The organism is Paludibacillus litoralis, assembly GCF_037646705.1.
Taxonomy (GTDB): domain Bacteria; phylum Pseudomonadota; class Alphaproteobacteria; order Rhodobacterales; family Rhodobacteraceae; genus Pikeienuella; species Pikeienuella litoralis.
Map to the genome: position 1 here is coordinate 95818 of NZ_JBBHER010000010.1, position 25515 is coordinate 121332.

At 67.4% G+C, this 25515-nt stretch carries 25 protein-coding genes; 18 read left to right on the forward strand and 7 right to left on the reverse strand.

What is annotated here, in order from left to right:
* Positions 1–284: 284 nt before the first annotated feature.
* Complete coding sequence (locus tag WG921_RS16450; protein WP_340110350.1) at positions 285–1823, forward strand: hypothetical protein; 1539 nt, start codon at positions 285–287, stop codon at positions 1821–1823.
* A 60-nt stretch (positions 1824–1883) separates the two neighbouring features.
* A complete protein-coding gene (locus WG921_RS16455; protein ID WP_340110351.1) occupies positions 1884–2078 on the forward strand; it encodes a hypothetical protein in 195 nt (64 codons plus the stop codon).
* Positions 2079–2085: 7 nt separating this feature from the next.
* Here WG921_RS16455 and WG921_RS16460 read toward each other — a convergent pair whose 3' ends face one another.
* Positions 2086–2280: a hypothetical protein gene (locus WG921_RS16460; RefSeq protein ID WP_340110352.1), complete on the reverse strand. Its 195-nt coding sequence runs from the start codon at positions 2278–2280 to the stop codon at positions 2086–2088.
* Between the two features lie 321 nt (positions 2281–2601).
* On the opposite strand from WG921_RS16460, the gene WG921_RS16465 reads away from it, so the two are divergent.
* From WG921_RS16465 to WG921_RS16505, 9 genes are all read left to right on the forward strand, one after another.
* A complete protein-coding gene (locus WG921_RS16465) occupies positions 2602–3051 on the forward strand; it encodes a group III truncated hemoglobin (protein WP_340110353.1) in 450 nt (149 codons plus the stop codon).
* 183 nt (positions 3052–3234) lie between these two features.
* The gene (locus tag WG921_RS16470) at positions 3235–5511 is read left to right on the forward strand and encodes a heavy metal translocating P-type ATPase (protein ID WP_340110354.1); all 2277 of its coding nucleotides are present in this window, start codon (positions 3235–3237) and stop codon (positions 5509–5511) included.
* Complete coding sequence (gene ccoS / locus WG921_RS16475) at positions 5508–5726, forward strand: cbb3-type cytochrome oxidase assembly protein CcoS (protein ID WP_340110355.1); 219 nt, start codon at positions 5508–5510, stop codon at positions 5724–5726. The genes WG921_RS16470 and ccoS overlap by 4 nt, the downstream gene beginning before the upstream one ends.
* Positions 5723–7384: a cytochrome-c oxidase, cbb3-type subunit I gene (gene ccoN, locus WG921_RS16480; protein ID WP_340110356.1), complete on the forward strand. Its 1662-nt coding sequence runs from the start codon at positions 5723–5725 to the stop codon at positions 7382–7384. Before ccoS ends, ccoN begins: the two co-directional genes overlap by 4 nt.
* 4 nt (positions 7385–7388) lie before the next feature.
* On the forward strand, positions 7389–8144 hold the full coding sequence (ccoO, locus tag WG921_RS16485; RefSeq protein ID WP_340110357.1) for a cytochrome-c oxidase, cbb3-type subunit II: 756 nt from the start codon (positions 7389–7391) through the stop codon (positions 8142–8144).
* Between the two features lie 3 nt (positions 8145–8147).
* Entirely contained in the window at positions 8148–8318 is a 171-nt protein-coding gene (locus WG921_RS16490) for a cbb3-type cytochrome c oxidase subunit 3 (RefSeq protein WP_340110358.1), read from the forward strand.
* Positions 8309–9181 (forward strand): cytochrome-c oxidase, cbb3-type subunit III, encoded by an 873-nt coding sequence (ccoP, locus tag WG921_RS16495; RefSeq protein WP_340110359.1) that lies wholly within the window; start codon positions 8309–8311, stop codon positions 9179–9181. The genes WG921_RS16490 and ccoP overlap by 10 nt, the downstream gene beginning before the upstream one ends.
* Positions 9178–9402, forward strand: a complete 225-nt coding sequence (locus WG921_RS16500) for a hypothetical protein (RefSeq protein WP_340110360.1) — start codon at positions 9178–9180, stop codon at positions 9400–9402. Before ccoP ends, WG921_RS16500 begins: the two co-directional genes overlap by 4 nt.
* Positions 9396–10268, forward strand: a complete 873-nt coding sequence (locus WG921_RS16505) for a DUF2189 domain-containing protein (RefSeq protein WP_340110361.1) — start codon at positions 9396–9398, stop codon at positions 10266–10268. Before WG921_RS16500 ends, WG921_RS16505 begins: the two co-directional genes overlap by 7 nt.
* Before the next feature lie 154 nt (positions 10269–10422).
* On the opposite strand, the gene WG921_RS16510 is transcribed toward WG921_RS16505, so the two are convergent.
* Positions 10423–11592 (reverse strand): acyl-CoA dehydrogenase, encoded by a 1170-nt coding sequence (locus WG921_RS16510; RefSeq protein ID WP_340110390.1) that lies wholly within the window; start codon positions 11590–11592, stop codon positions 10423–10425.
* A gap of 228 nt (positions 11593–11820) precedes the next feature.
* On the opposite strand from WG921_RS16510, the gene WG921_RS16515 reads away from it, so the two are divergent.
* Both WG921_RS16515 and WG921_RS16520 read left to right on the forward strand, forming a co-directional pair.
* Positions 11821–12972, forward strand: a complete 1152-nt coding sequence (locus tag WG921_RS16515) for an iron-containing alcohol dehydrogenase (protein ID WP_340110362.1) — start codon at positions 11821–11823, stop codon at positions 12970–12972.
* Positions 12973–13003: 31 nt separating this feature from the next.
* Entirely contained in the window at positions 13004–13915 is a 912-nt protein-coding gene (locus WG921_RS16520; protein ID WP_340110363.1) for a cation diffusion facilitator family transporter, read from the forward strand.
* A gap of 25 nt (positions 13916–13940) precedes the next feature.
* On the opposite strand, the gene WG921_RS16525 is transcribed toward WG921_RS16520, so the two are convergent.
* The gene (locus WG921_RS16525) at positions 13941–15266 is read right to left on the reverse strand and encodes a DEAD/DEAH box helicase (RefSeq protein WP_340110364.1); all 1326 of its coding nucleotides are present in this window, start codon (positions 15264–15266) and stop codon (positions 13941–13943) included.
* Between the two features lie 241 nt (positions 15267–15507).
* Positions 15508–16077 carry a zinc-ribbon domain-containing protein gene (locus WG921_RS16530; protein WP_340110365.1) on the reverse strand — a complete coding sequence of 190 codons (570 nt, stop codon included), beginning with the start codon at positions 16075–16077 and terminating at the stop codon, positions 15508–15510.
* A 175-nt stretch (positions 16078–16252) separates the two neighbouring features.
* On the opposite strand from WG921_RS16530, the gene WG921_RS16535 reads away from it, so the two are divergent.
* From WG921_RS16535 to WG921_RS16545, 3 genes are read left to right on the forward strand one after another with little or no spacing between them, the layout of a single operon-like run.
* Complete coding sequence (locus tag WG921_RS16535) at positions 16253–16924, forward strand: cell division ATP-binding protein FtsE (protein ID WP_340110366.1); 672 nt, start codon at positions 16253–16255, stop codon at positions 16922–16924.
* Positions 16921–17820: a cell division protein FtsX gene (locus WG921_RS16540; RefSeq protein WP_340110367.1), complete on the forward strand. Its 900-nt coding sequence runs from the start codon at positions 16921–16923 to the stop codon at positions 17818–17820. The genes WG921_RS16535 and WG921_RS16540 overlap by 4 nt, the downstream gene beginning before the upstream one ends.
* Before the next feature lie 4 nt (positions 17821–17824).
* Positions 17825–18547 carry a lysophospholipid acyltransferase family protein gene (locus WG921_RS16545; RefSeq protein WP_340110368.1) on the forward strand — a complete coding sequence of 241 codons (723 nt, stop codon included), beginning with the start codon at positions 17825–17827 and terminating at the stop codon, positions 18545–18547.
* A gap of 6 nt (positions 18548–18553) precedes the next feature.
* Here WG921_RS16545 and WG921_RS16550 read toward each other — a convergent pair whose 3' ends face one another.
* Together WG921_RS16550 and hspQ are read right to left on the reverse strand one after the other, a co-directional pair.
* Positions 18554–20428, reverse strand: coding sequence for an acyl-CoA synthetase (locus WG921_RS16550; RefSeq protein ID WP_340110369.1), 1875 nt, complete (start codon positions 20426–20428; stop codon positions 18554–18556).
* A gap of 176 nt (positions 20429–20604) precedes the next feature.
* The gene (gene hspQ / locus WG921_RS16555; RefSeq protein WP_340110391.1) at positions 20605–20934 is read right to left on the reverse strand and encodes a heat shock protein HspQ; all 330 of its coding nucleotides are present in this window, start codon (positions 20932–20934) and stop codon (positions 20605–20607) included.
* A gap of 112 nt (positions 20935–21046) precedes the next feature.
* On the opposite strand from hspQ, the gene WG921_RS16560 reads away from it, so the two are divergent.
* Both WG921_RS16560 and WG921_RS16565 read left to right on the forward strand, forming a co-directional pair.
* Positions 21047–21922 carry an AEC family transporter gene (locus WG921_RS16560; RefSeq protein ID WP_340110370.1) on the forward strand — a complete coding sequence of 292 codons (876 nt, stop codon included), beginning with the start codon at positions 21047–21049 and terminating at the stop codon, positions 21920–21922.
* A 66-nt stretch (positions 21923–21988) separates the two neighbouring features.
* Positions 21989–22591, forward strand: coding sequence for a transglycosylase SLT domain-containing protein (locus WG921_RS16565; RefSeq protein ID WP_340110371.1), 603 nt, complete (start codon positions 21989–21991; stop codon positions 22589–22591).
* Positions 22592–22765: 174 nt separating this feature from the next.
* On the opposite strand, the gene WG921_RS16570 is transcribed toward WG921_RS16565, so the two are convergent.
* On the reverse strand, positions 22766–25030 hold the full coding sequence (locus WG921_RS16570; protein WP_340110372.1) for a mechanosensitive ion channel family protein: 2265 nt from the start codon (positions 25028–25030) through the stop codon (positions 22766–22768).
* Positions 25031–25515 lie beyond the last annotated feature (485 nt).

The window sequence follows — 25515 nt, forward strand, 5'->3', positions numbered from 1 at the left end:
GCGAGCGGCGGCTCGGGGCCGGTTTGCGCCGGTCCCGGCCCGCATGTCAGCACATATCCGGAGGCGCGCCGCCCGGCGCCCGCCTCCGTCGCGCGCCCCGGACTTTCCCCGTCCCCGTCCGATCCTCCTCCGATCGGTCTGAATTTGCTAACGCGGATGCGCGCGCCGATCAATCGAAATGGCCCGCGAGGGGGCGCCGCGGCGCGCCGAAGCCGGCGGCGCCGGTTGGCGGGAGCCGGAAAATCCCACTAGCCTCCGGCGGCGAGGATGCGAAGGGAGTCGCGATGGAGATCAGAAAGCCGCTCCACGGCTACGCCTTTCCCGACGCGTTCATGACCCCGCCGGTCATCGGGCTGGGCGACAGCCTCTATAACGGCATGCGCTCGAGCACCGTCTCGGCCGCGTTCGCCGCCGACGCGCCGCCGGCGCTGGTCAGCCGCGCGCTCGACCCTTCGCACGAATTCCGCTTTCCCGCCTATCCCGAGCCGCTGATTCTCGACCTGGAGGCGCTGGTCCGCGATCTCAGCATCTTCGATCTGGTCACCCAGCTCCGCCGGCGCCTGAAGGACGCGCGCGACAACGCGCTCCGCTGGGCCGATGGGGAGCATGTGGTCGCCGCGCCGCATGCGGCCTGGGACAATCTCGCGCTGGCCGGCGCCGAGATTCCGGACGTCATCGAGACGTCGATCGCCGACTGGCGCGCGCGGGCGGCCCGGCTCCGCCCGATGATCGCCGCGACCGACAGCCTGCGGACGATCCCGGCGGAGCTCTCCGAGATCCACATGACGCTGAACGCGCTCTTTCTCTTCAACCCCAACGACCGGCCCGAGCTGGAGCATATGCGCCCGATCGACCTCGCCGCGGCGCGAAAGCCGCGCATCCTGCTCCTGAGCCTCGGCGCGAATCACGGGCTCGTCGACATCACCCTCCGCGCCGAGCCGGCGACCGGCCTCTCCCGGCTCGCCGACTGGGCCGAGCGGATGGCCGAGGTCGCCGCGCTCTTCACCGCTTTCGGCCCGGAGACGGAGCGGTTCTACGTCTCGACCCTGGCGCCGCCCTCGACGGCGCCCAACATGATGCCGCCGCTCAACCCCGAGATCCCGACCGACCCCCTGCTCCGCCCGGACGGCTATTTTCCGATCTACGACAACCGGCTCGGCGCGGCCGACGCCTACAGCCGCTACACCGCCGCCGAAATGCGCGAGATCGACGCCTGCGTCGCCGCGCTGAACGTGCGGATGATGGAGGTGGTGGCCGGCGTCTTCGCCGCCGCCGGCGACGACCGGATCCGCTTCTTCCGCGTCGACCGGATGGTGAAGGCCTTCGACGGCAAGCACCATCCCGAACGGCGGCTGACCGCCGGCGCGCCCGGCGCCAGGCTTGAGCATGAAGAGCGCGTCTATTCGAATTTCGCCTATGCGACCAACATGCTCTGGCCGCGCCCGGCGTTCCGGGAGGGCGGGCTCGCGGGCCTCGATCAGCACCACCCCACCGGGCTCGGCTACAGCATCTACGCGCATGAGCTGCTGAAGGCGCTGCGGGCCGACGGCTATGCGGTCGATCCGATGGCCGCGCCGATCTCCGAACTCGGCGACAAGCTGCTCAGCGATCCGCCCCGGAGCTACGAGACGATGATCACGCTGCTCTACGACCATCGCCGCCGCCGCGCCGGGCTCTCGGTTCCGCCCACCCTGGCGGAAATGCGCGGCGAGACCCTCCTCGACATCGCCGCGACGACCAGCGCCTCCCCCGCGGACCGGGCCATGGCCGGCGATCTGATCGATGTGATCGACGCGGTCATGAAACGGCGCGCCCGGCCCTGACGCCCTGTCTGAGAACGTGATCAAGCACGGGATGTCGGTAGCGCAAGCTGGAGTGATGTGATGGCTCGAGCGGCGGCGGACGCCAAGGAACTGGAGATCAACGAGAAACTGGCGAATCTGACATGCGCGCTGCTGCATGCGGTCCATCCGCCAGCGGTTCTGACGCTCTCGCTCTTGTCATTTCACATCCCCACCGACTCCATATTCCAACTTGTCGAAGAGGAACCGGAAGAACGCCAGGAGTTGACGAACTGACCGCAATTTATTTGGGGTTGGGAAACAGCGTGGAGCAATACCGGTATTGCGCGCGGAGCACGTGGATCGCGTCGCCGGAGACAGTCCGGGTCAGTTCCGCGAAACAATGCTCGTGCGATGTGTAGCGGGGCTGCGCCCAGATCATCCATCCAGCGCCGAGGCCAAGAACGGCGGCCGCGGCGATCAAAAGGTATCGGTTCATAACATCCTCCTCTGAGGAATATATTGAGGCAACAAGGGGCCCACCATGAAAAAGACGCGCGCAACTTATAGCGAAGAAGTGAGGTGATATCGTCAAGTCACTTGATAATATTTGTGGCGCATCAAGGGCGGTGAAAGTCAGAGCAAATCGCAAGACTTGAAGGGGTCGACCAAAACTTGCTGGCAGCATAGCTCAGAGCCAATGATGGGAGGGCCGCCCTGACGCCGCCGCCCGGCGGGGATGCGACATCCCGCTCGTTGCCGATCGGGGTGCGGGGATTCTAATACGCATCACACATGCTTCTTAAACGGAATCGCTCCGATGTCCCCGCGCGCCGCCGCTTTTCGCCGCCAGCCGCTTCACCCCTCGATCGACGAGGCGATGATCGAGCGCGTGGTGCGCCGGTTCTACGCGAAGGTGCGCGCGGACCGGACGCTCGGGCCGATCTTCGAGCGCGCGATCGGCGAGGACTGGGGGCCGCATCTGCGGAAGATGTGCGCCTTCTGGTCGTCCATCATGCGGCTCACCGGGCGCTATCACGGCCAGGCGGCGCCGGCGCATCGGGCGCTGGACGGGGTGGCGCCGGCGCATTTCCGGATCTGGCTCGGCTATTTCCGCGAGACCGTCGAAGAGCTGTGCGAACCCGAGGCGGCGCGCCTCTTCTGCGACAAGGCGGAGCGGATCGCGCGGAGCCTCCAGACGGCGATGTTCGGCCGCCCCGGCGCCCGGACGGCGCCCGGCGCCGCGCTCCGTGTTGCAGGCGCGAAGTGACGCAGTGCGGGCTCAAAAGCTGGAGGCCGCGCGATTTATGGGCTAGCCACGGTTCCGCCCCCCGAACGGGGATCAGGCGCCCGCCGTCCTCGTGGACGGGTTGAACGCAAAGCCGCGCATTATCGCTGGCCGCATATGCTCGACCGGTGATAATCATGACGGAGTGGAAAAGGGCCACGCAAGGTGAGCGACAGCAAGGCGATCGAGACTTCCGGACAGCCGGCGTCAGCCGCCCGGCGGCGCGTCAGCGCGGACCTCGCCGCCGAGATCCGCTCCCTTTCCGACGGGCGCGGCCTGCTGCTTCTCTCCGCCCCGAACATCAGCTGCGGCAAATGCATCGCCGCCGTCGAGCAGGGGCTCGCCCGGGTCGGCGGCGTCGTCGCGGCGCGGGTCAATCTCACGCTTCGGCGCGTCAGCGTCACGCTTGAGAGCCCCGAGACCGACGCCGCTCCGGTGGTCGAGGCGATGGCGGCGCTCGGCTATCCCGCCACGCCGGTCAGCCTGATCGAGAGCGGCGCGGAGAACGAGACCCGCGCCTCCTCCGCCCTGCTCCGGCGGATCGCGGTCGCCGGGTTCGGCGCGACCAACATCATGCTCATGTCCATCGCCGTCTGGGCCGGCGCCGACGGCGCGACGCGCGAGACCTTCCATCTGGTCTCGGCGCTCATCGCGCTTCCCGTGGCCGCCTACGCCGGCTGGCCGTTCTTCACCTCCGCCGTCGCCTCGCTCCGCGGCGGGCGGATGAACATGGACGTGCCGATCGCGCTCGCCATCCTCCTCTCGCTGTCGCTCAGCATCCACGAGACCGCGCAGGGCGGCCGGGACGTCTTCTTCGACGCCGCGACGACGCTGATCTTCTTCCTCCTGATCGGGCGCTATCTCGATCAGCGCATGCGCGAGCGCGCGCGCGCCGCCGTCGCCGGCATCGCCCGGCTGGCCGCGAAGGGCGCGATGGTTCTCGGCGCGGACGGCGCCTTCAGCTACACGCCGCTGGAGCGGGTCCGCCCCGGCATGACCCTTCGCGTCGCGCCGGGGGAGCGGATGCCGGTCGACGTGCGCGTGCTCGACGGCGGCTCCGACATCGACCGCTCGCTCGTCACCGGCGAGTCGATCCCGGTTTCCGCCGGCCCCGGGGACGAGCTGGAGGCCGGCGCGCTGAACCTCACCGGCGCGCTCGACGTGGAGGCGCTTCGCGCCGCCGACGACTCCTTCCTCGCCGAGATGATGCGCATGCTCGACGCGGCCGAACTCGGGCGCGGGCGCTATGTCCGGATCGCCGACCGCGCCGCGCGGCTCTATTCGCCGCTGGTCCACACCCTCGCTCTCGCGGCGTTCATCGGCTGGTTCGCCGCGACCGGCGACGCCCGCCTCTCGATCTTCATCGCCATCTCGGTCCTGATCATCACCTGCCCCTGCGCGCTGGCGCTGGCGGCGCCGGTCGCGCATGTGGTCGCCGCCAGCCGGCTCCTCGCCGAGGGGATCATGATGAAGGACGGCTCCGCGCTGGAGCGGCTGGCCGAGGTCGATCACGCCGTCTTCGACAAGACCGGCACGCTCACCACCGGGACGCCGCGCGCCTCGGGCGGCGCCGGGGCGCCCGCGCCGGCCCGCGCCGCCGCGATGGCGCTCGCCCTGCGCTCGACCCATCCGGCCTCGGGCGCCGTCGCCGCCCATCTCGGCGCGCAGCCCGCGCCCCTCGACGAGACCCGCGAAATTCCGGGCTGCGGCGTCGAAGGCCGCGTCGACGGCCGCCGGGTCCGGCTCGGGCGCGCCGACTGGGCCGCTGAAATCAACCCCGCCGCCGCCGCCATCGCCGCCGGCGGGCCGGTCTTCGCGGCCGAGGGCGGCGCGGTGATCGCCTTCTCCCTCGCCGAGGATCTCCGCCCCGGCGCCGCGCGCGCGGTCGCCGCCCTCCGCGACGCCGGGCTCGGCGTCGAGATCCTCTCCGGCGACAGCCCCGCGCAGGTCGCCCGCGTCGCCGCCGCCCTCGGCGACGTCGAAAGCCGGAGCGGCGTCTCCCCGGCGGAGAAGATCGCCCGGCTCGGCGCGCTCCGGGACGCCGGGCGCCGGACGCTGATGGTCGGCGACGGGCTGAACGACGCCGCCGCGCTCGCCGCCGCGCATGTCTCGATGGCGCCGGCCTCCGCCGCGGACGCCGGGCGCCTCGCCGCCGATTACGTGTTCCTGCGCGACGGGCTGGACGCCGTCCCCCTCGCCCACCGGATCGCGACCCGCACCGCCCGCGTCGTCCGGCAGAATTTCGGCATCGCCATCGTCTACAACTGCATCGCGGTTCCGCTCGCGGCGGCCGGCCAGGTCACGCCGCTGGTCGCGGCGCTGGCGATGTCGGCCTCCTCGATCGTCGTCGTCGGCAATTCGCTGCGCCTGAACCGCGCCGTCCGCCTCCGCCGGGCCGCCGGAGCGCGCCGCCTCGCCCCGCTGGAGGGCGCGCGCGCATGACCATTCTCTACGTTCTCATCCCCGTCGCGCTCGGCATGGGCGCCGTCGCGCTCATCGCCTTCATCTGGAGCCTCCAGAGCGGCCAATACGACGATCTCGCCGGCGCGGCGGAGCGGATCCTCATCGATTCCGACGAAGACGCGCCGCTCCCCCACGCGCCCCGCGCCCCCCACGCCGAACCGAACACCGTCCCCCCGAAGGAGACCACATCATGATTTCCAGGCTGACCCTGGCCGAACGCCGACTGGCGATGGTCATCCTCAGCGTGATGGCCGTCGTCGGCCTGCTGATGGCGATCGTCGCGCAGAACGACCCGATGGGCGTCCATGGCGTCATCACCGTGCTGTTTTCCGGCGGCCTGCTGATCGCGCTCTTGCGGGCGATCGACGCGCCCGAGCCCTCGGAGGACCGCTTCGATTCCTATTACGACGATCCGACCCGGGTCGGGGTCATCCTCTCGCTCGTCTGGGCGGTCATCGCGATGGGCATGGGCGTCTGGGTCGCCTCGCTGCTCGCCTGGCCGGAGGCGACCTTCGACGCCCCCTGGGCGAGCTTCGGCCGGCTCCGCCCGGTCCACACCTCGGGCGTGATCTTCGGCTTCGGCGGCAACGCGCTGATCGCCACCTCGTTTCACGTCATGCAGCGCACCAGCCGCGCCCGCCTCGCCGGCCAGTTCAGCCCGTGGTTCGTGCTGCTGGGCTTCAACCTGTTCTGCGTCATCGCCGCCAGCGGCTATCTGATGGGGATCACCCAATCGCGGGAGTACGCGGAGCCGGAATGGTACGCCGACATCTGGCTGGTCATCGTCTGGGTCACCTATTTCATCCTCTACATCCGCACCCTCGCCCGCCGGAGCGAGCCGCATATCTACGTCGCGAACTGGTACTACCTCGCCTTCATCCTGGTCATGGCGATCCTTCACATCTTCAACAACCTGGCGCTGCCGGTCTCGTTCGGCGCGGCGAAGAGCTACTCCGCCTTCACCGGCGTCCAGGATGCGATGACCCAGTGGTGGTACGGCCATAACGCGGTCGCGTTCTTCCTCACCGCCGGCTTCCTCGGCATGCTCTACTACTTCCTGCCGAAGCGGGCGGAGCGGCCGATCTACTCCTACCGGCTGTCGATCCTCAGCTTCTGGGGCATCACCTTCTTCTACATCTGGGTGGGCTCGCACCACCTGCATTACACCGCCCTGCCCTACTGGGTGCAGGCCCTCGGCATGAGCTTCTCGGTGATGCTGCTGGTGCCGTCCTGGGCCTCGGCCGGCAACGCGCTGATGACGTTGAACGGCGCCTGGCACAAGGTGCGCGACGACGCGACCCTCCGCTTCATGATGGTCGCCGTGGTCTTCTACGGGCTGACGACCTTCGAGGGCTCGTTCATGGCGATCCGCCCGGTGAACGCGCTGTCGCACTACACCGACTGGACCGTCGGCCATGTGCACGCCGGGGCCATGGGCTGGGTCGCGCTGATCACCTTCGGCTCGATCTACGCGATGACCCCGATCCTCTGGCGGCGCAAGACGATGTATTCCTGGCGGCTGGTCGAGGTCCATTTCTGGCTCGCCCTCGCCGGGGTCGTCATCTACATCTTCGCGATGTGGAATTCGGGCGTCATCCAGGGCCTGATGTGGCGCACCTACACCGACAGCGGCACGCTGCGCTATTCCTTCATCGACTCGATGATCGCGATGCACCCCTATTACATCGCGCGGGCCTTCGGCGGGTTCCTGTTCCTGATCGGCGCGATCCTCGCGCTCTACAACGTGGTCATGACCATCCGGCATGTCCCGCTGGAGGACCACGCCGCCGACCATCCCACCGACGCCGTCGCGCCCGACCGCGCCGCGCCCTCAGCCACCCCTGCGGAGTAAGCCCATGTTTCGCAAGCTCTCCGAAAAATACTTCGGCGCCCATTACCGGCTGGAGCGTCACTCGATGCGCCTCACCGTGGGCATCATCCTCGCCGGCGCGATCGGCGGCTTCGTGGAGATCGCGCCGCTCTTCACCATCGACGACACGGTGGAGGCGGCGCCGAACATGCGGGTCTACACCCCGCTCGAACAGGCCGGGCGCGACATCTTCGTCCGCGAGGGCTGCTACGCCTGCCACAGTCAGATGATCCGCACGCTCCGCGACGAGGTGGAGCGCTACGGTCCCTATTCCCTCGCGGTGGAGAGCAAATACGACCATCCGATGCTCTGGGGCTCCAAGCGGACCGGGCCGGACCTCGCCCGCCTCGGCGACAAATATTCCGACGACTGGCATGTCGCGCATCTGGTCAACCCGCGCGACGTGGTGCCGGAATCGGTGATGCCCGGCTATTCATGGATGCTGCGCGCGCCGCTGGAGACCGCGAGCCTGCCGGCCCGCCTCGCCACGCTCCGCGATCTCGGCACCCCCTACACCGACGAGATGATCGAAAACGCCGCGTCCGACGCCCAGGGGCAGGCCCGCCCCGACAGCGATTACGCCGAAGGCGTCGCCGAGCGCTATGGCGAGGAGACGAACATCCGCCTCTTCGACGGGCAGGCCGACCGGGTGACGGAGATGGACGCGCTCGTCGCCTATCTCCAGATCCTCGGCAAGCTGACCGATGTCGCCTTCCAGAACCAACCGTTAGAGGAGGAATGAGTGATGGAGATTTCACATGACATGGTCGTCGCCTTCGCGAAATCCTTCGGTCTCTTCTACCTGATCGCGATCTCGATCGGCGTCACGGTCTACGCCTTCTGGCCGTCCTTCGGCCCGAAATTCGATCGCGCCGCAAAAAGCATTCTTGACGATGAGGACGGCCCATGTCGGTGAAACACAGAGACCCGCTCACCGGGCACCAGACCACCGGCCACATCTGGAACGGCATCACCGAGCTGAACACCAAGGTGCCGCGGGTGATCTGGCTCTTCATCCTCGTCACCCATCTCTACGCGCTCGGCGTGTGGGTGCTGCTCCCCGCATGGCCGCTCGGCTCCACCTACACCAAGGGGCTTCTCGGCTATGACGAGCACCAGGAGCTCGAAGAGCAGGTCCAGAACGCCGTCGTCGCCCGGTCCGACTGGGAGAGCCGCATCGCCGCCGGCTCGGCTGACGAGATCCGCGCCGACGCCGACCTGATGCGGGCGTTGAACGACACCGCGCCGGCGCTTTTCGGCGACAATTGCGCGGCCTGCCACGGCGCCGGCGCCGCCGGCGGCCCCGGCTTCCCGAGCCTGATCGACAGCGCCTGGCTCTGGGGCGGCGATGAAGAGACGATCCTGGAGACGCTGCGCGTCGGCGTCAATTCCTCCCACCCCGACACCCGCATCTCCGAAATGCTCGCCTTCGGGCGCGACGGCATGCTCAGCCGGGATGAGATCCGCACCGTCGCGGCCTATGTCCAGTCCCTCTCGGGCGCCGAGATCGACCCCGAGACGCAGGAGGCGGGCGCCCAGCTTTTCGCGGACAACTGCGTCAGCTGCCATGGCGACGACGGAACCGGCCTGACCGAGATGGGCGCGCCCAACCTCACCGACGATTTCTGGATCTATGGCGGCGACAAGGAGACGCTGTTCCGCACCATCTACGGCGGCCGCCGCGGCTGGATGCCCGCATGGGAGGACCGGTTGAGCGAGGCCGAGCGCAAGATGCTCACCGTCTACATCCAGGATCTCGGAGCGGAGGCCGCGAAATGACCGCGCCCGCGCATCCCGGAGGCGCGCCCGAGACCGGGCGCCTCTCTTCGCGCCAGCGCCGCGTGGCGCTGGCCATCGCCGCCGCCGTCGCGCTGATCTTCATCGGCGCGAACGCGCATCTGGTCGCCGTCTCGTTCGGGTCGGCGCCCGAATGCGTCCCCCATCTGAAATCACCACTTGAGGGCGCCGCGACCTATCGCGCCGCGAAATCATCATGCTGAGCGAGAAAAGCCCCGCGGGCCACCCGCGCGACGACGTCATCCCCCCGGTCGTTCCTCCGCTCCCGCGCGAGCGGCATCTCGGGCGGAACCTGCCGCCCGCGACCGCGCTCGACTGGCTCCGCGAGGGCTGGTCGGATTTTCGCACCCATCCCACGCCGAGCATCCTCTACGGGCTCGCCATCTACATCGTCTCGATGGTCGTGGTCTGGCTCCTCTTCTATCTCGAGCTGGATTATTTCATCTTCCCCGCGCTCGCGGGGTTCGTCGTCATCGGCCCGCTGGTCGCCAGCGGCCTCTACGAGAAGAGCCGCCGGCTCGAAGCCGGGGAGCCGGTGAGCTTCGCCTCGATGATCTTCGTGCGCCCGCGCGCCGGCCGCTCCGCGCTCTTCATGGGCGTCATGCTGCTCGGCCTCTTTCTGCTCTGGCAGCGCGCGGCGGTGATCGTCTATTCGCTCTTTTTCGGGGTCGTCGCCTTTCCCGGGATCGACGAGATCGCGCCGATGCTGTTCCTCACCTCGACCGGATGGGCGCTGCTCATCGTCGGCGGCGCGGTCGGCGCGCTCTTCGCCGCCTTCGGCTTCGCGATCAGCGTCTTCGCCGCGCCGATGCTGCTCGAAGAGAAGACCGACGCGCTCAGCGCCTTCGCGCTCAGCATCGCGATGGTCTGGAACAACCTGCCGGTCATGATCGCCTGGGGGGCGATCGTGCTCGCGCTGTTCATCTTCTCGGTGCTGACGGCGCTCATCGGCCTGATCGTGGTCTTCCCCGTTCTCGGCCACGCCACCTGGCGCGCCTACAAGGCCCTGAAGCCGACGGAGGAGCAGCGCACCTACCACGTCGTCGGCCCCCGCCCCGACGCGGGCTGAGACCCGCCCCCGGGGCGCCCCGCCCGCCGCCCGGACGCAAAACGCGCCGGCCCTCTTTTCGGGGGGCCGGCGCGGTCGTTTCAGGGGGCGGGCTCCGGGCCCGGGTTGTAAAGATTTACAACGCCGCGCCCGAAAAAATTTACACGTCCGGCGCCTACATGAACGCCTGCAATCCGGTCTGCGCGCGCCCGAGGATCAGCGCGTGAACGTCATGCGTGCCCTCATAGGTGTTGACCGCTTCGAGGTTCATCACATGGCGGATCACGCCATATTCATCCGAGACGCCATTGCCGCCATGCATGTCGCGCGACACCCGGGCGATATCCAGCGCCTTCCCGCAATTGTTCCGCTTCATCAATGAGATAAGCTCCGCGGACGCGCGGTGGTCATCCATGAGGCGGCCAAGACGAAGGCAGCCCTGAAGGCCAAGCGCGATTTCGGTCTGCATGTCCGCCAGCTTCTTCTGGATCAGCTGCGTCGCGGCCAGCGGCCTGCCGAACTGCTTGCGCTCCAGCGTATAGGTCCGCGCCGCGTGCCAGCAGAACTCCGCCGCGCCCATCACGCCCCAGGAGATCCCGTAGCGCGCCCGGTTGAGGCACCCGAACGGCCCCGCGAGGCCCGCCACGTTCGGCAGGATATTCTCTTCCGGAACAAAGACTTCATCCATCTGGATCATGCCGGTGATCGATGCGCGAAGTGAGAATTTCCCCTCGATCTTCGGCGCCACGAGGCCCTTCATCCCCTTCTCGAGGACGAAGCCCTTGATCTTGCCGTCATGCTTGTCCGACTTCGCCCAGACCACGAACACGTCCGCGATCGGGCTGTTGGAGATCCAGTTCTTCGCGCCCGACAGCAGATAACCGCCGTCGACCGCCTTCGCCCGCGTCAGCATTCCGCCCGGGTCGGAGCCGAAATCCGGCTCGGTCAGCCCGAAACAGCCGACCCATTCGCCCGAGGCCAGTTTCGGCAGGTACTTCTTCCGCTGCTTTTCGGTCCCGTAGGCGAAGATCGGATGCATCACCAGCGAGGATTGCACGGACATCGCGGACCGATAGCCCGAATCCACCCGCTCCACCTCCCGCGCGATCAGACCATAGGCGACGTAATTGACCCCGGGTCCGCCATAGGCCTCGGGAATTGTCGGGCCCAGAAGCCCCAACTTCCCCATCTCATTCATGATTTCCCGGTGAAAGATCTCCTTTCGGTTCGCCTCCGTCACCCGGCTCATCAGTCGATCCTGGCAATAGGCGCGCGCCGAATCGCGGATCATCCGCTCGTCTTCGGTGAGTTGATCCTCAAGAAGAAACGGATCCTCCCACACCATCGCCGGCGGTTTCGCGCGGGCGCTCTCGGGGGTCGCGATTTCTTCCGTATCGCTGGATTTCAGCATGTGCATACGCCTTTTTTCATATCCCAGGGCTCGCAGAGAGTTACCGCAGCCGAACCGCGTCGGCAATGAAAGCCGCCATCATGAAATTTACAGGATCGGGCGATCCGGTCTTTAAGCCGCCGCGCGGCGGGCCTAGTGTCCCAAAAAACGCGGGAGAACGCCATGATGAACTCATTCACTTTTCAGACCACGCGCTCGATCATCTCCGAGGTCGGCGCGACCGGCAAGATCGGCGAACTCGCCGCCGGGCTCGGCTGCGGCAAGGTGGCGCTGATCACGGATCGCGGGATCCGCGACGCCGGCCTTCTCGAAGAGGCGCTGAAGGGGCTGAAATCGGCGGGCGTCGACGTCTGGATCTTCGATGAGGTCGTCGCCGACCCGCCCGAGGCGCTGATCCTCGACGCGGTCGCGCGCGCCAAGGCGGAAAAGGTGGACGGCGTCGTCGCCATCGGCGGCGGCTCCTCGCTCGACTGCGCGAAACTGATCGCGCTTCTGGTCAATTCGGATCAGCCGCTCTCGGAGATGTACGGCATCGGCCTCGCCACCGGCGCGCGCCTGCCGCTGATCGTCTCGCCGACGACGGCCGGCACCGGATCCGAGGTCACGCCGATCGCCATCGTCACCACCGGATCGGCCGAAAAGAAGGGCGTCGTCGCGCCGCAGCTCTTCCCCGACTGGGCGGTCCTCGACGCGGAATTAACAGTCGGATTGCCCGCCCACGTCACCGCCGCCACCGGCATAGACGCCATGGTCCACGCGATCGAGGCCTACACCTCCCGGCACAAGAAGAACGTCATGTCCGACGCGCTGGCGCGGCAGGCGCTCGGCCTTCTCGGCGCGAATATCCGCCGCGCATGCGTCGAGCCCGGCGACCGCGACGCGCGGGGCGCGATGCTGCTCGGCTCCATGCTGGCGGGGATGGCTTTCGCCAACGCGCCGGTGGCGGCGGTCCATGCGCTGGCCTATCCGATCGGCGGGCATTTTCATGTGCCGCACGGGCTTTCCAACGCGCTGGTTCTGCCGCATGTCCTCGCGTTCAACATGCCGGCGGCGGCGCCCCTATACGCGGAGATCGCGCCGTTGATCTTTCCTGAGCTGGCGAACGACCCGGATCCGGCCGCCGGCCTGCCCGACGCCTTCGCCCGCCTCGGGCCGGAGCTCGGCATGAAGTCGAAGCTCTCGGAGGTCGGCGTCAGCCACAACCATCTGCCGATGATGGCGGAGGACGCGATGAAGCAGACCCGGCTTCTGGTCAACAACCCGCGGGAGATGACGCTCGAGGCGGCGCGGGAGATCTACGCGGCGGCGCTTTGAGCCCCGCGGCGCCGCCGGCAAGAAAGGACGCATGAGCCATCACGGCCATCACCATATCGACCCGGAGGCCGGCGACCGGCGCGTCGCCTTCGCCATTCTGGTCAATCTCGGCCTGACGGCGGCGCAGGTCATCGGCGGCGTCCTCGCCGGCAGCCTCGCGTTGATCGCCGACGCGCTCCACAATTTTTCCGACGCGGTCGCGCTCATCATCGCTTTCGGCGCGCGGAAGATCGCGCGCCGCCCCGCCGACCCTGACATGACGTTCGGTTACGGCCGGGCCGAGGCGATCGCGGCGCTGGTCAATTATGTCACGCTGATCATCGTCGGCGTCTACCTCGTCTATGAGGCGATGACGCGGTTCATCACCCCTCAGGGCGTGGACGGATGGCTCGTCGTCGTCATCGCGGGGGTGGCGCTCGCGGTCGATCTCATCACGGCGCTGCTCACCTACCGCTTGTCAAAAACCAGCATCAACATACGCGCGGCGTTTCTGCACAATGTCGCGGATGCGCTCGGCTCCGTCGCGGTGATCGTCGCGGGCGCGCTGATCCTGCTCTACGATTGGCGTCTGGTCGACCCGATCGTGACATTGCTGATCGCCGGCTACATTCTGTGGCAGGCCGCGAGGGAGATCGGCGCCGTCATCCGCATCCTGATGCTCGGAAGCCCGCCGAAGCTGGATTCAAGCGAGGTGGCCGCGCGCATCCGCGCCGTGGAGGGCGTCCGGAGCGCGCACCACATCCACCTCTGGCAGATGGACGAGCACGAATCCGCGCTCGAAGCGCACATCGTTCTCACCGATGAGGCCGCAGGGCGCGCGACCGAGGTCAGGACCGCGATCAAGGCGCGCCTTCGCGGCGAATTCGGCATCGGCCACAGCACGCTGGAGATGGAGGCGGGCGACGACGCCTGCGCGGAGACTCAAGTCTTCGGTCACAGCTGAAGTCGACGCCCGCCGTCCAGGAAGGTCAGGCCTTGGCCGACGCTTTCCCGGACCGCCAGTTGCGGTTGCCGCGCGGCTTGCCGCCCGGCGCGTTCTCGGCCCGGCGCTGGCGCGGCGCGCTCTGCGATTTACGGGGTTGCTGGCCCTGCGGCCGGCCGCCGCCGCCGCCCCGGTTCCGATTGCCGCCGCCGCGCGAGGGCGGCGCCTCGTCCGGGCCTTTCGGCCCGTCTCCGACCATTTCCAGGTGCGTGCCGATCAGCCGCTCGATCGAACGGAGATAGCCGCGCTCGGACGCGTCGCAGAAGCTGATCGCCTGCCCTTCGGCCCCGGCCCGCGCGGTGCGGCCGATCCGATGAACGTAGCTTTCCGGCTCATTCGGCAGGTCGTAGTTCAGAATATGGGTCACGCCGCCGATGTCGATGCCGCGCGCCGCGATATCCGTCGCCACCAGCACCCGGACCGAGCCGGATCCGAAGCGCTTGATCGCCCGCTGGCGGGCGTTCTGGCTCTTGCCGCCATGGATCGCGTCGGCGACGACGCCCGCTCGCTCGAGATCTTCCGCGACCTTGTTGGCGCGGTGCTTCGTGCGGGTGAAGAGGATTACCTTCTCCAGGTCGCGATCCGAGAGAAGATCCAGAAGAAGCGAGGTCTTCGCCTTGCCGTCCACATGGCGGACGGTCTGGCCGATCCGCTCCACCGGCGTCGCCTGCGGCGTCACCTCGACGCGGGCCGGATCACGCAGGAACTCCGCGGCGAGCTTCGCGACGTCGCCCTCCATGGTGGCGGAGAACATCAGGGTCTGGCGCGCTTTCGGCGTGCCGCCGACGATGCGGCGCACGTCGTGAACGAATCCCATGTCCAGCATCCGGTCCGCCTCGTCGAGCACGAGATGCTCGATCGCGTCGAGAGAGACATGACGCGACGCGATGTGGTCCAGAAGCCGCCCCGGCGTCGCGACGACGATGTCCACGCCCCGGCTCAACGCCTTGATCTGGTTGCCGTGGCCGACGCCGCCGAAGATCACCGTCTGAAACAGCCGGAGATGCTGCGCGTAGCTTCGCATCTCCTCGCCGATCTGGATCGCGAGTTCGCGCGTCGGCGCCAGGATCAGCGCGCGCGGGCCGCGGGCGCCGCGCTGAGGCGCCTTCGTCGACAACGCATGCAGGATCGGCAGAGAGAACGCCGCCGTCTTGCCGGTGCCGGTCTGGGCGATGCCGATCATGTCGCGGCCGGCCATCAGCGCGGGGATCGCCTGCGCCTGGATCGGCGTCGGCGTTTCGTAATCGCGCGATTCAAGAGCACGAAGAATGGGCTCGGCGAAGCCAAGCTCCCTAAAAGTCAGATCTGTCACTTAAATTCCCTTACCGCCTCGGACGTGACGTCGTGTCATCGTCCGGCGGGCGGCCTGTTCCGGGCGCAGCCGGAAGAGGCTATATTTCGAAGGCCCCTTCCGCGACCGGTCTCGGCTCCGCGAGTGCGGGAACCGGACGATGCGCCATCGCGGGAACAGGCGTGTAGGCGGCAGATGCGCCCTCAGTCGGGTTAAGTCAATAGCACTGACGAATTTCGCGCCGCCCCATGGGCCTCGCCGCTCACAGCCGCCCGATCAATTCCGCCAGCGCGCCGCGCGCGCGATCGACGAGATCGGCGTAAGCCGCAAGATGCGGCTCCAGCGCCGGCGCGAGCCCCGCGATCTCATCCCGCTCGACATAGAGCGCCGCCAGAATCAGCGCGAGCAGCGCCACCGTCATGAAGCCCGCGAGGAACGCGGCGCCGGCGCCCGAACGCGGTTCCGCACCCCCGCTTCGCGCCGCGAAGAACGCGTCATCCGGCGCGCCTTCATTGGCGCGGCGCGGCTCCGCGGCGGGCCCGCTTTCGGGCGAGGTCTCCTCCGACGCTTCGCCGTCGATCGCTGGCGCTTCCGGCGGCTCCGGCGCGGCGGGCGTCTCGGGCGCGATCACCGTCTCGCGGGCGCCGTCAGGGCGCTGCCGGTTGCGCGCCGCCTTCTCCACCGCGGCCACGGCCTCCGCGAGGCTGGCCGAGCGCGGCCGCTGGAACCATTCCGTCCCGCAATCCGCGCAACGGACCTTCCGGCCGCCGGCGCCGATCGCATCCGCGTCGATTTCATATTCGATGGCGCAGGTCGGGCAGATCAGACGCATGTGCTTCTCCGGCCTCTCAGATTTCCGCAGGGCGCGGGGCTCGCTTTCAATGACGCGGCTTATACCGCGGACCGGGCCCTGCGCCAAGGACGGGCCGGGAACGCGTGAGGCGTTGTCACGCGGCGGCGGCTTTGCGATTGTCGCGCCGGATGAAGCGCAAGGGAAGCCGCGTCAGATGATCGAATTCAAGGCTGCGGGGTTCAGCTATGGCGACCATGATGTGCTCCGCGACGTCACGCTCACGCTCGAACCCGGCTCCATGCATTTCCTTACCGGGCGATCCGGGGCCGGCAAGACGACCGTGCTGCGGCTCATTTATCTCGCGCTCCGCCCCGGCGCGGGCGAAGTCCGCGTGTTCGGGCGCGACACCGCCACCATTCCGCGGCGCGAGGCGCCGGCGATCCGGCGGCGAATGGGCGTCGTGCTTCAGGATTGCGACCTGATCGATCATATCACGGTGCTGGAGAACATCGCCCTCCCGCTCAGGATCGCCGGGAGGGACGCCCGGCCGCGGGCCGAATTGAGGGAGCTTGGCGCGTGGGTCGGGCTTTCGCGGCGGCTGGACGCGCGCCCGGCGGAGCTTTCCTCGGGCGAACGCCAGCGCGCCGCCATCGCCCGCGCCGTCGTCGCCTCGCCCGAACTCATCATCGCCGACGAGCCGACCGGGAATGTCGACGCCGACACGGCGGAGCGGATCATGTCCCTCTTCATCGAATTGAACCGGCTGGGCAAAACCGTCCTGATCGCCACGCACGACCTGAACCTGATGCGCGCCGCGCAGGGCGTCAGCGCGCATGTCCTGAAGATCAAGGACGGGCGCATCTTTCGCTCCGGAGCGCCGATATGAAGGCCTTGACCCGGCCCGGCGCCCGGTTGTCGTCCGGCGCGCCCTCCATCGCGCCGCGCGCCGGCGTGATCGGCGGGCTGATCGCGCTGGTCGCGGCGGCGATGGGCTTTCTCGCGACGGCCGGCGCGCTGACCGGCTTCGCCGCCGACCGCGTGGCCGGCCGCTGGACCGCCGCGCTCGAAACCGTCGCCACCGTCCGGGTCTCATCCCCCGAAGACCGCATGAAGGACGATGTGGCGGCCGCGCTCGCGATCCTGCGCGCGGCGCCGGGGGTCGCGTCGGCGCACGCGCTCTCGGACGCCGAATCGCGCGCCCTTCTCGCGCCCTGGCTCGGACCGGACGCCGATATCGAGGCGCTGCCGACTCCGGCCCTGATCGACGTGACGCTCGAAGGCGCCGGGCCGGATATCGACGAGATCCGCCGCCGCTTCGCGCTCGACGCGCCAGGGGCGGTCTGGGACGATCACCGCGAGTGGCGGGCGCCGCTCGTCATCGCGGCGCGCGGCCTGCGGCGGACGGCGGCCATCGGCGTTCTGGTCTCCATCGCCGCGCTGGCCGCGATGGTCGCGGTCGCGGCGACGGCGGCGCTCTGGTCCGGCGCCGGCGTGGTCCGCACCTTGACGCTGATCGGCGCGGGGGACCGCTTCATCGCCCGCGCGTTCGAGCGGCCTTTCGCCGTCCGCGCGGCGCTCGGCGCCGGAATCGGCGCGCTCGCCGCCGCGTTGATCGCGCTGAACATGCCCCGGGTGGAGGCTATCGACGTCTTCGTCGCCGGCGGCGTCGGGGTCGACTGGCGGCTCGCCGTCCTCGCGCCGCTCATCGCGGCGCTGATCGCCAGCCTGACCGCCCTCGGCGCGACGAGGGCGGCGACTTATCTCGTGCTACATCGGAGTTGAGACGGTGCGCCTTCTCCGCTCGCTGATCTTTTTCATCTGGTTCTACGGGCTCATGGTTCTGATCGGGCTCCTTTTCACCCCGCTGGCGGTCTGGTCGCGCCGGGGCGCGTATCTGGGCGTCCGGGTCTTCCTTCGCCCCGCGTTCTGGGGGCTCAGGGTCTTCTGCGGGTTGACGGCGGAGACCCGCGGAACGGTTCCCAAGGGCGATGTGGTGATCGCGTCGAAACACCAGAGCTTTCTCGACATCCTGATTCTTCTGCGCGATCTGCCGGCGGCGAAATTCGTCATGAAGCGCAGTCTGGTCTGGGCGCCGGTGGTCGGGCTTTACGCGCTTCGCATCGGCGCGAGCCCGATCACCCGGAACCGGGGGTTCGCTTCGATCAAGGAATTGATGCGGGAGGTCGGACGCAGGCGCGCTCTCGGCGGGCAATTGGTGATCTTTCCGCAGGGGACCCGCACCGCGCCTGGCGAGGCCGCGCCATACAGGCCCGGCGCGTATCTCATTTGCCGGACCCACAATCTGCCCTGCGTGCCCGCCGCGACGAATACAGGGTGTTTCTGGCCGCGGGGCGGGATCATACGCAAACCGGGCGTCGCCGTGATCGAGTTTCTGGAGCCGCTTCCTTCGGATCTGGGCGCGCGCGCCTTCACGAAGGCGCTCGCCGACCGGATCGAGCCGGCGAGCGAGCGCCTGGCCGCCGAGGCCGAGGCGCGGCCCGGCGCCTGACCCGCCTCAGGCGGCGCGCGCCCAGGGCCTTGGAAACCCGCCGAGCGCCTCGATGACCGCCGCGTCATCCCCGCCGACGACGATCGCCGTCAGGCCGGTCTCCTTGCTGTCGATCACCTCGATGATCTCCGCCCCCACCCCGGCTTCCTCCAACGCGGCGGTGTAGACCCGCCTGATCGCGGCGCGCCGAAGATCGGGCTTGAACACCTTGCCGACCGCGGTCTTCGGCAGTTCCAGCATCACCTCGATATATTTCGGGATCGCGGCCCTCTCGGGGATATGCTCCGCCGCGTAAGCCGCCAGCTCTTCGCTCGTCACGCCGGCGCCCGAGACCAGCTCCACATAGGCGCAGGGCACTTCGCCCGCATGGATGTCAGGCTGGCCGATCGCGCCGACGAAAGCGACCGCAGGATGGGTGATGAGCGCGTCCTCGATCAGGGCCGGGTCGATATTGTGGCCGCCGCGGATGATCAGATCCTTCGCTCGGCCGGTGATCCAGAGATAGCCGTCGGCGTCGAACCTGCCGAGATCGCCGGTGCGCAGATATCCCCCGGTGGCGAACACGCCGAAATTCCGCTGCTCGTCGGTGTAGCCGGGAAAGGTTCCCGGGCTCAGGACGCAGATCTCGCCGATCTCTCCCTCGGCCATTTCGCGCCGGACGGCGCCATCCTCCGCGCAATCGAAGATTTTCACGTCGGTATAGGGAAAAGGGATGCCGACGGAGCCGATCTTCTTGAGCCCGGTCGTCGGGTTCGCGGAGACGACGCATGTCGCCTCTGTCATCCCATAGCCTTCGATGATCTGGACCCCGGTCGCCTCTTCAAACCGGCGGAACAGATCCGGCGGCATCGGCGCCGAGCCGCAGAACGCGTTCTTCAGCGTCGAGATATCGGCGTCGACCGGACGCTGCATCAACGCCGCGGCCGCGGTCGGAACCGTGATCATGAAGGTCACGCCCCAGCGCTCGATGAGTTTCCAGAAATTGTCGAACACGCCTTCGCCGCGATAGCCTTGCGGGGTCGGCATCACCATATGCGCGCCCGTCGCGACGCACGCCATCAGGACCGGATAGGCGGCGAACACATGAAACATCGGCAACGGGCAGAGCATGACGTCGTCCGCCGTCACCATCACCGCGTCCGCGACCCAGCCGTTATAGAGCGCGCCGCGCTGATTGTGCCGGGCGACCTTCGGCATCCCCGTCGTGCCGCCGGTGTGGAAATATGCGCAGATCGTCTCGCGCCCCGCATCGTTTGGAAACGCGAGCGTCTGATCCCGTTTTCGGAGCTCCTGATTGAAATCGGCGACCGACACCCCCGAAGGCCACGCGACCTTCGGCCGGATGAAAGGCACGATCCACGATAGCGGCGGCGTCAGGTATCGCCGAAGATCGACCGTCAGCACATGTTTCACGTCCGGCGCCAACGCCAACGCCTTCGCCGCCTTCGCCGCCACATCGCTTTTCGGGAAAGGCGCCAGCGTGACCAGCACGCGGGCCTTGGTCTCCGACAGGATCTGCCCGATCTGATCCGCGTCAAGCAACGGGTTGATCGGATTGACGATTCCGGCCGTCATCCCGCCGAGAAGCGAGATCACGGCCTCGTTCGCATTCGGCAGGAGATAGGCGACCACATCGTCCCGGCCGACGCCGAGCTCGCGGAAAAGATTCGCCGCCTGCGCCGTACGGGAGCGAAGCGCCCTCCAGGAGAGGGTCTCGGCCTCGTCCTTTTCGCCGCTCTTGATCTGGAAGCTCAGCGCCGGGCGCGACCCGTGCCGCGCGGCCGTCTCGGTGAGTTGCTCGAACACATTATCGAAGACGAGCCGGTCTCTGAACGGGAGCGCTTCAAGCGCCATCTTGTCGGCCAGAGTCGCGTAACCCATCGGATTCTTCCCCCACAGCGCGCATACCGCGTTCATCCTTTAATTGAATAAAGAATGCGCGGCCAGATACACGGCTTCAAGGGCTTATATGATAAGTTGTTCCAGCCGCGCCGAGCGCCGCTCTCGGACGGACTCTTTTCTGGCTCGGTCGCTTTTGGAAATCGCTTCGCGCGGCGTCAATGACGATAGGTCGGCTCGACCTCGTATTGTCCGCCCTCGAGAACGCCGAACATCTCACCCACCTCGGGATGGTCCACGGGTTCGCCTGAATCGTCCGGCAGGAGATTCTGTTCGGAGACATAGGCCACGTAGTAGCTCGTGTCGTTCTCGGCGAAGAGATGGTAGAAGGGCTGATCCTTCCGTGGACGGTTCTCCTCGGGGATCGAACTCCACCATTCCTCGGTGTTGGAAAATATCGGATCGACGTCGAATATGACGCCACGGAAGGGGTGCACGCGATGCTGCACCACCTGACCTATCCTAAATTTTGCCGACGCATTGATCATCGCCTGCGACTCGCTCCACACTCACATCTTCAACCGTGTACTATACACCTCCTGAAAAAGTTTCCATAGGCGGGCGCGTTTTTGGGCCGCGCTCGGAAGGCGGCCCATAACCATGATCCTGCAGATTCTCGACATCATCGCGCCGGTTTTCATTCTGTCGGGCGTCGGCTGGCTCTGGGCGAAGCGCGACCTCCCCTATGATATCGCCTTCGTGACCCGGCTCGGCATCGGGGTTTCGATGCCCTGCCTGATCTTCTCGACGCTTGTCCGCGCCCAGATCGAGCCGAGCGCGTTTCAGGACATGATGCTTGCGGCGTTGCTCCTCTATGGCCTGTTCGCCGTGGTCTTCGGCGCCGCGTTCCGGCTTGCAGGATTGAGTTTGCGGACCTTCCTACCGCCGACGGTGATGAACAACACCGGCAATCTCGGACTGCCGGTCGCGCTTTACGCCTATGGCGACGAAGGGCTCGCGCTCGCGATCGTTCTGTTCGCGATCATGGTGACCATTCAGTTCTCCCTGGGCCTCTGGTTCGTCGCCGGCCCCCAGAAAGGCTGGGACGCGGCGCGCCAGCCCATGGTGTGGGCCGCCGTTCTTGGCGTGGCGGGGGCGTGGGCGGACGTGAAACTGCCGGTTTTCGTCGACGCTACGATCGCCCTGACCGGGCAAATGGCGATCCCGCTGATGGTCTTGACGCTCGGCGTCTCGATCAGCCGGATCCGGGTCGGCTCGATCAAGCGGGCGCTCGTCGTCGCGCTCATGCGCTATGTCGGCGCTCTGGCGATAGCCCTCGGCCTCGGCGCCGCGATGGGCCTGACCGGGACCGTCTACGCGGTTCTGGTCCTGCAGGCGATCATGCCGGCCCCGGTGACGAACTATCTGCTCGCGCTCCAGTATGACGCGGAGCCGACGGAGGTCGCCGGGCTCGTCGTCGTCTCCACCGCGCTTTCGATCGCTCTGGTTCCGCTCACGCTCGCCTTTCTCATCTGAGTTGGCGACGGCGCGCCTCTGTGCTAGCTTCATGGCAAGAATGAGGCTGAGAGCAGGCCCGCGACAATGGAATCAGGACTCCGACCCTTCATCTGGGCGGCGGCTGCGCTGATATTGGCCGCTTGCTCATCCACGCCGTCAGGGCCGCCGCGAAATCAGGCGGACGCCTGCTCGATTCTCGATGAACGCGGCGACTGGGGCGCCGCGCTGGCCGACGCGGAACGTCGGTGGGGCGCGCCGCCGCATGTGGTGATGGCGATCATCTGGCGCGAGTCGAGCTTTCGGGCCGATGCGCGCCCACCGAAGAAATACGCCATGCTCGGCCTCATCCCCAACGGCCGCGTCAGTTCCGCCTACGGGTACCCGCAGGCGCTCGACGGCACATGGGAATGGTACCAGGAAGAGACGGGCGCCACGCGCGCGGACCGGGAGGATTTCAGCGACGCCGTCGATTTCGTCGGCTGGTATCTGAACAAGACGCAATCCATGAACGGGCTCCCCAAGAGCGACGCCTTCGGCCAGTATCTCGCGTATCATGAGGGCCATACAGGCTACAAACGTGGCGGATGGCGGCGGAACAGATGGCTGGTGGGAGCCGCCAACGAAGTGGCGGCGCGCGCGGAAACCTACCGCACGCAACTTTCGCGCTGCGGCTCACGCATCGCCTGACGCGCGCACCCGCCGGGTCCAACGCGAGGGCCCGCGCCGGGAACAGGGAACCAGATTCCGGAAGCCGCGAGGATCTCCGTCAAGGAGTCCGCCCCAAAAGGGCGGCGCTCCCGTGATTGGCGGGACATCGGTTGAATAGGGTCGATATCCGGCCCGGAGCCATGGGAAAGTCGCTCACGTCGGGGCGGTCTTCGCGTCCTGCGGTTTCGCAACCTCCGCGGCGGCGCCCGCCACTTCGTTGAGCTCGTCATCCGTCAAATGCTCGGTCTGGCCGCTCACCTTCACCTTCACCTCACGGCGGGCGAATTCAATGCCGTTGGCGGCGAACTCCTCCTGAACGCGCTTGAAGATGTGCTTGCGGATCGCGAATTGCGCGCGCGGCTTATGCATGAACTTGCCCCGGACCACGATTCCATAATCGCTGAACTCCGCGGCCCCCTGACTCTTGAACGGCTCGATGAAGCCAGGGGCGAGTTCGGGAATCTGCATCATTTCCTGGCCGATCCTCTTGAAGATCTTGCGCACCTTGTCGAGATCCGTATCGAAGGGAACGGTGAACCTCAGCTTCATGATGCCCCAATCCCGGCTGAAATTGGTGACGCTCTTGATGTTGCTGTAGGGGATGATCAGCACCGGTCCCTTGGCGTCGCGCAGCTGGATCGAGCGCAGCGCGATGCGCTCGACCGTGCCCGCCGTGTCGCCCACATCGATGTATTCGTTGAGGCGGAAGGCGTCGTCCATGAGGAAGAACAGACCCGACACGATGTCGGCGACCAGCTTCTGCGCGCCAAAACCGATCGCGATCCCCGCGACGCCGGCGCCCGCGAGCAAGGGAGCCACGTTGACGCCCAGATTGCTCAGCATGGTCAAGATGGTGAGGAGGATGATGATCGCCTGAAGCGTCCAGCTGACCGGCGGAAGGATCGTTCCCAGCCGCGTCGCGGGCGCCGCCGGCGCGTGCCCGGACGTCTCATCGTCGGACGGGGGGCCGCCCATTGCGGTCATCTCGTTGGCGAGCTTGCGGTTGATCAGCAACCGCACGGCCTCCCAGCAGATATATCCCACAATGCAGATCAGAAGCGCGCTGATGAGATGCCCGGCCAGCCGTTCGCCGACGCCGGCGCTCGCCATCGTCATCGGCGTCACATCCCAGATCCGCGCCGTGGCGATGACGACCACGCCGAACATAAGCACACGGCCCAACCGGACATAGGCTCGAAAAGACGCGTCATAGGCCTTCTGCGCCGTGAGCCCCTCCCCGCGCATCGGCGGCAGGAAATGGGTCACCACGGCCCGGATCAACACATCCAGAAGCGGAGCGACGATCAGGATGGCGAGGCTGATCAGATGCCGCCCGCCGCGCAGAAATCCCTCACGTCCCATGGCGGCGACCACGAGCGACAAAACCCAGGTGGCGACGATGCTCACGATCACGAAAACCGGATAGAAGCGCGCGATCAGCAACTCGAACGCCGACCGCCGCCGATGCTGATGCAGGATCATGTCGCGCAGACCGGCGCGCGCCTTCCAGCAGATCCAGATCAGCCAGCAGAAGATCAGAAGATTGAACCAGAAGCCGATATGATTGGCCAACCTGTCCGCCTCGACATACAGGTTGAAGGCGAAAAGCGACCGGGCCATGCCGATGACGAAGACGACGCCGAGGAGATTCCGGAACAGAAACGCCGCCGCGCCGTCATCGACGGACACCAGGCGCTCGTCAGCCTGTTTCGGCGCAAGGAAGAACGCCAGAATGGCCGCGGCCACGCGCGGCAGGACGATCAGGTTGCGAAAGAAGATCTGCGCCACGGCCGCCTGCCCGTCCGGCATCGCCAAGCGCAACGCGACTCCCGCGACGACAAAGAAGACCAGAACGCCCGCCAGATCCCCGACCAGCCGCCGGGCGAGGAAGGGAAGGACCTCGAAAATCGGGCGGCCCTGCACCTCGGCCCACCGCGCTCTCCGGCGCCGCATCAGGAAGCGGTGCAACAAGCGCTCAACCAGCAAGCCGACGCCGATGGCCGCAAGAAAGAGCGCCGCGAAGATCAAGGCCCCGGCGGCGCCGAGCCCTCCGACATAGCCCGTCAGCGCCTTCGCCTCCAGCGTGAGAACCTGCGGCGCCGTGCGGACCGCGCGCTCAAGCGCGTCCAGACTCCGCCCGGCGGCGTCTCCGAGGAAATTGTCGATGCCGACCAGCTCGGCGCCGCCGGATTGGGCGCTCTCCGTCTGGCTTATCCGGTCCAGCTGCTGGATCAGCATGGCGCGCACCTGTTCGTCCGACAGGCGCGAGACCAGCGCGTTTACCGCGTCCGGCGTCAAAGGTTCGGGGAGCGTGACGGGCGCGGGCGCCTCGCCAGTCTGCGCGGCCGCCGGCGCCGCCCCTCCGAGAAGCGGGGCGAGCGCCACCAGAAAAAGCATGAAAGACAGGACTGCGCGCATCTAGACCCCGATCATGCTTTTCGTCGCGAAATTGACGATTGAACCTGAAATTTCAGGGGTCAGGATATATGAAAAGTCTGGAAGTTCCACGGCGTCATTCTGAAATATGGCGACGATCCCTGTTCTCGGCGGAACTATCGAAGCGCGTTCGTGGCGTGCGACGTTGTCGCCGACATGTCAAAGCGTCCGCCCTGGCCCGGCCTGGCGGAGCTTTCCCACACGGGAGCGGCATGATCGTCAGACGCTGCGCCGCCAAACCGTCCCGGCCGATATGGAGCGCAGCAGCGCTCGCGCCTTGGCGCCGGCTGGCCGGCGTCGGTTGGCCTGGCGGCGGCGCGCCCGGCCAGACCTCTCAGCCGCCAGCGTCGCGCCGTCTCGCATCCCGCGAAGAGGTTCGGGTTACGCCTTGGCTCGCCGCCCGAAACTCCCGGGCCACGTCACAAGGCCCAACCCTGCGTCAACCTTTGGCTCAAACCGCTTTGGTG